The following is a 1,385-nucleotide window of genomic DNA, read 5'->3' as shown; positions in this document are numbered from 1 at the left end:
CGCGACCAGTTTCAGATCGAGATCGAGTTTGCCTCCCAGACCGCCATTGAGCAGACCCGCGATCGTGCCCTGGCAGCCCGCGAGATCATTCTGGCCCACGAGAATGTAGCTGACGTCCACTGGTTTGTGGGGGAAAGCGCGCCGCGCGTCTACTACAACCTCCAGGGGGCGCGGCAAAACCAGCCCTACTACGCCCAGGCGATCGTGAAACTGCGCTCTGGGCAAGCGATTGACCCGCTGGTGCGGAGTCTCCAGGCCGAACTGAGCGACCTGTTTCCATCAGCCCGAGTCATTGCCCAAAAGTTTCAGCAGGGGCCACCCTTCGATGCCCCAGTGGAGCTGCGCCTCTACGGCCCCAACCTCGACGAGCTGCGCCGCCTGGGCCTAGAGGTGCGCAGCTTGATGACCACGATTCCCAATGTAGTGCAGGTGCGCGACAGCCTCAGCGAGAACCGCCCCCAGCTAGCGCTCACCCTCGACCCCGAGCAGGTGCGCCAGGTGGGGGTGACCAACACGGCGATCGCCCAGCAGCTCGATGCCTACACTGAGGGGGTAACCGGTGGGGCGATTTTGGAGGCCACCGAAAACCTGCCGGTGAGGGTGCGGCTGGGCAATGCTGACCGGGCCAGCCTCGACACCCTGGCCAGCGTAGATTTGGAGTCGCCTCAGTCGCCTGACTCACGTCCCGCTGCCGCCCTGGGTGAGTTTCAGCTGGTGCCGCAGCTAGCCCGCATCGCCCGCCGCCACGAGCAGCGGGTCAACACCGTGCAGGCCTTTATCGCCTCCGGCACACTGCCCAGTGCGGTACTGGCCGATCTGCAGCAGCGGCTAGAGGAAACCAACTTTGAGCTGCCCCCCGGCTACCGCTACGAGTTTGGCGGCGAGGCCGAACAGCAGGACACCGCCATGGGCAACCTGGCCCTGTTTCTGCCGATTTTGCTGCTAGGCATGGTGGCAGCGCTGGTGCTGTCGCTGGGGTCGTTTCGCCAGGCGGCGATCATGGGCGTGGTGGCGGTGGGCTCCATCGGCATGGCGCTGCTGTCGCTGAAGCTATTTGGGGCGGTGCTGGGCTTTATGGCGATCGTCGGTACCATGGGACTGATCGGCATCGCTCTCAACGACTCTATTGTGGTGCTCACCGCCCTTAACGAAGACTCAGAGGCTAGCCAGGGCGAACCCCGCGCGGTGCAGCGGGTGGTAATTCGGGCCACCCGCCACGTGCTCACCACCACCGCTACCACCATCGTCGGCTTTGTGCCGCTGCTGCTGGAGAATGACCCGTTTTGGCGACCCCTGGCGATCGCGATCGCGGGGGGTATTTCTGGGGCCACGCTGCTGGCCCTGTACTTTGTACCTGCCGCGTTTCTACTGACCAAGAGGGCAGC

The 1,385-nt window shown here is 64.5% G+C and carries 1 protein-coding gene; it reads left to right on the top strand.

Features of this window, described 5'->3' with window-relative positions; genetic code table 11:
• Window positions 1–15 precede the first annotated feature (15 nt).
• A partial coding sequence (locus JUK32_RS13670) for an efflux RND transporter permease subunit (RefSeq protein ID WP_309224544.1) occupies window positions 16–1,385 on the top strand: 1,370 nt, incomplete at its 3' end.

It is taken from the genome of Halomicronema sp. CCY15110 (assembly GCF_016888165.1).
Taxonomy (GTDB): Bacteria; Cyanobacteriota; Cyanobacteriia; order Phormidesmidales; family Phormidesmidaceae; genus Halomicronema.
This window is presented reverse-complemented; position numbering and strand designations above follow the sequence as displayed.